6 protein-coding genes are annotated in these 6167 nt (G+C 64.4%); 5 read left to right on the top strand and 1 reads right to left on the bottom strand.

From position 1 onward, the window contains the following. The 4 genes from CF70_RS30995 to CF70_RS31010 all read left to right on the top strand — a co-directional run. A partial coding sequence (locus tag CF70_RS30995; protein ID WP_063830515.1) for a protein-L-isoaspartate(D-aspartate) O-methyltransferase occupies positions 1-703 on the top strand: 703 nt, incomplete at its 5' end. A gap of 8 nt (positions 704-711) precedes the next feature. After that, a complete protein-coding gene (locus CF70_RS31000; RefSeq protein WP_035874832.1) occupies positions 712-1566 on the top strand; it encodes a peptidoglycan DD-metalloendopeptidase family protein in 855 nt (284 codons plus the stop codon). Positions 1567-1572: 6 nt separating this feature from the next. After that, positions 1573-2745 (top strand): RNA polymerase sigma factor RpoS, encoded by a 1173-nt coding sequence (rpoS, locus tag CF70_RS31005; protein WP_035874835.1) that lies wholly within the window; start codon positions 1573-1575, stop codon positions 2743-2745. Beyond that, positions 2742-3590: a 3'-5' exonuclease gene (locus CF70_RS31010; protein WP_035874837.1), complete on the top strand. Its 849-nt coding sequence runs from the start codon at positions 2742-2744 to the stop codon at positions 3588-3590. Before rpoS ends, CF70_RS31010 begins: the two co-directional genes overlap by 4 nt. Before the next feature lie 18 nt (positions 3591-3608). On the opposite strand, the gene CF70_RS31015 is transcribed toward CF70_RS31010, so the two are convergent. After that, positions 3609-4478: an endonuclease/exonuclease/phosphatase family protein gene (locus CF70_RS31015; protein WP_035874841.1), complete on the bottom strand. Its 870-nt coding sequence runs from the start codon at positions 4476-4478 to the stop codon at positions 3609-3611. Between the two features lie 179 nt (positions 4479-4657). Between CF70_RS31015 and rlmD the strand changes: the two genes are divergently transcribed. After that, a complete protein-coding gene (gene rlmD / locus CF70_RS31020; protein ID WP_414629492.1) occupies positions 4658-6112 on the top strand; it encodes a 23S rRNA (uracil(1939)-C(5))-methyltransferase RlmD in 1455 nt (484 codons plus the stop codon). The last annotated feature ends 55 nt before the right edge of the window (positions 6113-6167 follow it).

Here is a 6167-nt window from a genome sequence, read left to right on the forward strand (position 1 = left end):
CAGTGCGTCCACGGCGGGCGGGGGCGGGATGGCGTCCGAGCGGGCGCGCGGCGCGTTGGCGGCACGGTTGCGCGCAGCGGGCATCCGCGACGAGCGTGTACTCGACGCAATTGCCACTATCCCTCGCCACCTGTTCGTCGAGCCTGGACTGGCTTCGCAAGCGTATGAAGACGCGGCGCTGCCGATCGGCCACCAGCAGACCATCTCCAAGCCGTCGGTGGTGGCACGCATGATCGAACTGTTGCGCGATGGCCTCGCCGCCGACGAGCCGCTGGAGCGCGTGCTGGAGATCGGCACTGGCTGCGGCTACCAGGCGGCGGTACTGAGCCTGGTGGCGCGCGAAGTGTTTTCCATCGAGCGGATTCGTCCGCTGCACGAACAAGCCAAGGCGAACTTGCGGCCGCTGCGGGTGCCAAACCTGCGCCTGCACTATGGCGACGGCATGCTGGGCTTGCCGCAGGCGGCGCCGTTTTCGTCGATTATCCTGGCGGCGGCCGGCATGGAGGTGCCGCAGGCGTTGCTGGAGCAGCTGGCAGTCGGCGGGCGGCTGATCGCGCCTGTGGCGGTGGCGCCCCCCGCCGGCGGGCCGGGCCAGACCGTCACACAGCAGTTATTGTTGATCGAGCGGCGTAACCGGCATCGTTTTCACCGGACCGCGCTTGAAGCCGTTTTCTTTGTGCCATTAAAATCGGGCACTATCTGAGTCGAACTATGCACAATATCGTGAACACGGAACGTATCGCCCGCGCCGGGCAGCTCGCCACCGCCTCCCTGTTGCTGGCCCTGCTGGCGGCCTGCGCCTCCTCGCCCATGCCCGCGCCGGTGGTGGACCGCACCTCCGGTGCCGGTGTCGCTGGCGTCGTCCCCCTGGAGCCTGCGCCGCCTGGATACTATCGCGTCAAGCGAGGCGATACGCTTTATCGAATCGCTCTTGAGAACGGCCAGTCCTACCGCGATGTCGCGGCCTGGAATTCGCTCGCGAATGCGAATCAGATTGAGGTGGGTCAATTGTTGCGGGTGGTGCCGCCGGGTGCCGATGTGAATGCGGGCACTGGCGTGGCCACCGTGCCGGTGGCGCCCGGCAGCGTGCAGGCGCAGCCGATCGACCAGGCTCGTCCGGTTCCCGCCCCGATTCCGTCGACTGCCGCCGCTGGCGGGGCTTCCGCGCCCTCGGCGCCCGCGTCCGCCGCCGCCGCTGATGGCACAATCAAGCTGGCATGGCCGGTCACCGGCCAGTTGATCGGACGATTCGACGAAAAAGGCAACAAGGGCATCGATATTGCCGGCAAGAAGGGCGATGCGGTGCAGGCTGCCGACGATGGCCGTGTGATTCACGTTGGCCCCTTGCGCGGCTACGGGAATCTTGTCATCATCAAACACAACGATACATATCTCACTGCTTACGGCCACAACGACAAGGTGCTGGTGACGGAGCAGGCAACGGTCCGCAAGGGACAAAAGATTGCAGAGATGGGCAACAGTGACACCGATCGTGTGAAACTGCATTTCGAGGTACGCAAGAACGGGAAACCAGTCGATCCGATGCGGTATCTGCCGCCACAGTGAGGGTTCATGCCACGCCAGAAAACTGTCTCTACCGGAAGCACCAGCCGGACCCGGCGTTCCAAGCAGCCGGAGTTGCAGCAGTCCGCTGGCGTGGCGCGAGCCGACGCCGATTCCGAAGCCTATGAACAGGACCCGGCCGCCGACATGGTTCCACTGACCGATGAGCCCATCACCACGGGTACGGCGGTAGGATTGCGCGAGGCCGACCTAATGGTCGAGGAAGTCGAACGGCAGGCCCGCGACGAGGACGAGGAAGAGTCCGAGGACGAAGAGGAAACCGAGAACGGTACAGAGGCCGCCGCGCCCGACCATGACGATTTCCGCACCGTGCTGCATACCGAACTGGCAGCCGATACCGTCCAGCATTACCTGAACCGCATCAGCATCAAGCCGCTGCTGTCGGCCCCCGAGGAACTGCATTTCTCCACGCTGGCCAAGGGTGGCGATTTTTCGGCGCGCCAGGTCATGATCGAGCGCAACCTGCGGCTGGTGGTCAGCATTGCCAAGGGCTATCTCAATCGCGGCGTGCCGCTGCTGGACCTGATCGAGGAAGGCAATCTCGGCCTGATGCACGCGATCGAGAAATTCGATCCCTCCCGTGGATTCCGTTTCTCGACCTACGCCACCTGGTGGATCCGCCAGAGCATCGAGCGCGCCATCATGAACCAGGCGCGCACCGTACGCCTGCCGGTCCATGTCATCCGCGAGCTCAATCAGGTGCTGCGTGCCAAGCGTCATCTGGAAAAAGGCGGCACCGACGGCCGCGATGCCAGCCTGGAAGATATCGCCCATCTGCTTGGCAAGACGCCCGACGAAGTGCAGGATGTGCTCGCGCTCAACGAGCACACCACCTCGCTCGACACGCCTTTCGATCTTGATCCGGGCTCCAGCTTGCTCGATTTCCTCTCGGACGAGCACAACGCCGCGCCCGACCAGGAGGTCGCGCACCGGGAACTGGAAAACCTGATGAAACAGTGGCTGGCGCGCTTGTCGGAAAAACACCGCTACGTGGTGGAGCGCCGCTTTGGCCTTAATCATATCGAGCCGGCCACGCTGGAAGAACTTGCCGAGGAAATGGGACTGACACGCGAGCGCGTGCGCCAGATCCAGCAAGAGGCGCTGGTCAAGCTCAAACGCCATTTTGCATCGCAAGGCGTGCGCAAGGACGCTGTTCTATGACACCTGTGCTGGTTTTCGACATCGAGACGATTCCCGATGTCGATGGATTGCGTCGTCTGCACGACCATCCCGATTCCATGAGCGACACCGAAGTCGCCGAACATGCCTTCGCGGCCCGCCGCGAGAAAAACGGCAGCGATTTCCTGCCGCACTACCTGCAGCGCATCGCTGCCATTTCCTGCGTGTTGCGCCGCAACCAGCGGGACGGCAGCCCGGTCTTCCATGTGGGCTCGCTGGGCACGATGGACGACGGCGAGGCGGTGCTGATCCAGAAGTTCTATGACCTGGTGGCGCGCTATTCGCCCCAGATGGTGTCGTGGAACGGCGGTGGCTTCGACCTGCCCGTGCTGCACTACCGCGCGCTGGTCCACGGCATCGTGGCGCCGCGCTACTGGGAAATGGGCGAGGGCAGCGAGTCTGACAGCCGCGATTTCAAGTGGAATAACTACATCAGCCGCTACCACATGCGGCACCTCGACCTGATGGATCTGCTGGCGATGTACCAGCCACGCGCCAGCGCACCGCTGGACGACCTGGCCAAGTTGTGCGGCTTTCCCGGAAAGATGGGCATGGATGGCAGCAAGGTCTGGCAGGCCTACCAGGATGGCCAGTTGGGCGCGATCCGCGACTACTGCGAGACTGATGTCGTCAATACCTATCTGATGTACTGCCGCTTCCAGTTGATGCGCGGCGGCCTGACGCCCAGGCAGTTCGATACCGAGGTCGAATTCGTGCAGGAATCGCTTGCCGAGTTGCCTGGTTCGCAGTGGATCGAATACCTCCAGTCCTTCCGCGTCAAGCCGGTGCACGCTGGCGGCGATGACGACGAAGAACCGGAGATCTGACAGCGCCCCGCCTCCCTTTTATTCGTCCGCCAGGGACAGATAGATCGGCTGGTGGTCCGAGGCCTGCGTTTCGCTGTCGACCTCACAGCACAGCACGCGCGACAGCAGGTCTTCCGTGAGGAATACGAAGTCGCATGCAAATGGTGCTTCCGGCCACTGATCCTTGTCGTGCAACGCGCAGGTGGGCGCGTGGGGCTTGCCTGGATTGGCGTGCATCCAGGCGTCATGCCAACCGATGATGCCGGTCTCGTGAGAGCCATCGTACGGTGCCAGCATGCGCAGATAGGCAATGTCGTCCGGGACGCTGTTGAAGTCGCCGCACAACACGGCGGAAGCGGGGCGCGGCTCGGGCGTGAACGGGCCGGGGCCGGTTTCAGCCAGGCCGGGCTGGCTGGCGTGCTCGCACGCTTCGCGGTGCCATGCGCGCAGCGCGTCGGTTTGAGCAGCGCGCTGGTGCGTCGAGTAGTACTCGAGATGGGTGCAGATCACGCGCAAGCGTCGATCGCCTGCAAGCACCGTAGCTTCCAGCGCGACGCGTGGCATCGATGGTACGGTTGGATCGGCAGGCCAGGGCAGGGCGTGGTGGAACACTTCGCACAGGGGCAGGCGGGTGGCGATGAGGTTGCCGAACTGGCGCGGCGAACCATCCGCGGAGAAGCGGTCCACCCCCGGCGCGTACAGAATCCGGTAGCCGGGGAGCAGTGCCGCCAGTTCAGCCACCTGGTCTGGGCCAGGTCCGCCGCCGAGGTCGCCATAGCCCCGTGTCACTTCCTGCAGGCAGAGCACATCGGCATCCGCGATCGCGCGCAGAGTCCTGACCGTGCGACCCAGGTCCACGCGCCCGTCGGCGCCACGACCCCACTGGATATTCCAGGAAATCAGTTCCATGTCGCCTCCCTGCTCGAATTCCGTTGCGCGCGGTGCCGGTGTTCGGTGCCGACGGTGCCACGCGCATGCTGCATCCATGTTGCGCCAATCTTGCGCGCTTGTCCCATTGTTGTTACGTCGAAGCCGCCGCGCGGCCGCTCGAGGCAGCGTCTGGACTACAATCGCGCTTTTACAAAACAATACGTCAGGTCCCCCAGGTGTCCCAAGCCGTGACTCGTCCGCAAGCCCAATCGGCGCCAGAAGGTGGCGCTTCCGCCTCTCCGGCGGCTTCCGTTTCCGCACAGCCCGCGCCGGCGGCGCAGCCCGTCGTACAGATCCACAGCCTCGACATGGAGGCGCGCGGCGTTGGCCGGCTGGTCAATGAAGACGGCACTCCCGGCAAGGTGATTTTCGTCGAAGGCGCGCTGCCGGGCGAAACCGTCAGCTACCGCAGCTTCAAGCGCAAGGCAAGTTACGAACAGGCGAATCTGGTCGAGATCAAGAAGTCTTCGTCGATGCGCGTGAAACCGGGCTGCCAGTACTTTGGTATCTGTGGCGGTTGTTCAATGCAGCACCTGGATGCACGCGCGCAGGTGGCCATCAAGCAACGCGTCCTGGAGGATGATCTCTGGCATCTGTCGAAATTGCGCCCGGATGTGGTGTTCCGCCCGATCGCAGGACCTGACTGGGGCTACCGCTACCGGGCCCGCCTGACCGTGCGGTATGTGGCCAAAAAAGGCACGGCACTGGTCGGCTTCCATGAAAAGAAGAGCAGCTATGTGGCAGATATGACGCGCTGCGAAGTGCTGCCGCCGCACGTTTCGGCCCTGCTGGTGCCCCTGCGTGAACTGATCACGGGACTGTCGATCCGTGACCGCATGCCGCAGGTCGAACTGGCTGTGGGCCAGGACCTGACCGTGCTGGTGCTGCGCACCCTGGAGCCGCTTACCGAGGCCGACGAGGTGTTGCTGCGCGGCTTCGCGGACCGGCACGGCGTGCAGTTCTGGCTGCAGCCCAAGGGGCCGGACACGGTGGTGCCGTTCTACCCGCTTGACCGCGAACTGGCCTATACGCTACCGGAATTCAATATCCGGATGCCGTTCAAGCCGACCGATTTTACCCAGGTCAATCATCAGATCAACCGCGCGCTGATCGGCCGGGCGTTGCGCTTGCTGGACGCCCAGCCGGATGACCGGCTGCTCGACCTGTTCTGCGGCATCGGTAACTTCACGCTGCCGCTGGCGACGCGCGGCGGCTCGGTGATGGGCATCGAGGGCAGCGAGGTCCTGACCAGGCGGGCGCTTGCCAATGCGGCTGTCAACTGGCTGGACCACAAGACCGAGTTTGCCTGCCGCAACCTGTTCGAGGTGGGCGCCGAGGACATCGCCGCGCTCGGCCGCTTCGACCGCTGGCTGATCGATCCGCCGCGCGAAGGCGCGCTGGCGGTAAGCAGGGCGCTGGGCGAACTGGCCCAGACTGGCAGCGATGTGCTGCCCAGGCGCATTGTCTATGTGTCCTGCAACCCGGCCACGCTGGCGCGGGACGCCGGCTTGCTGGTGCACGAGGCCGGCTACCGCCTGTCGGGGGCGGGGGTGGTCAATATGTTCCCGCACACATCGCACGTCGAGTCGATCGCGGTGTTCGATCGGGGCTGATGACCGGCGCAGGCGGGCAGACGATGCAAAAGAAAAAGGCCAGCGCCCGGGCGCT

The sequence above is a fragment of the Cupriavidus sp. SK-3 genome (assembly GCF_000611145.1).
Lineage (GTDB): Bacteria > Pseudomonadota > Gammaproteobacteria > Burkholderiales > Burkholderiaceae > Cupriavidus.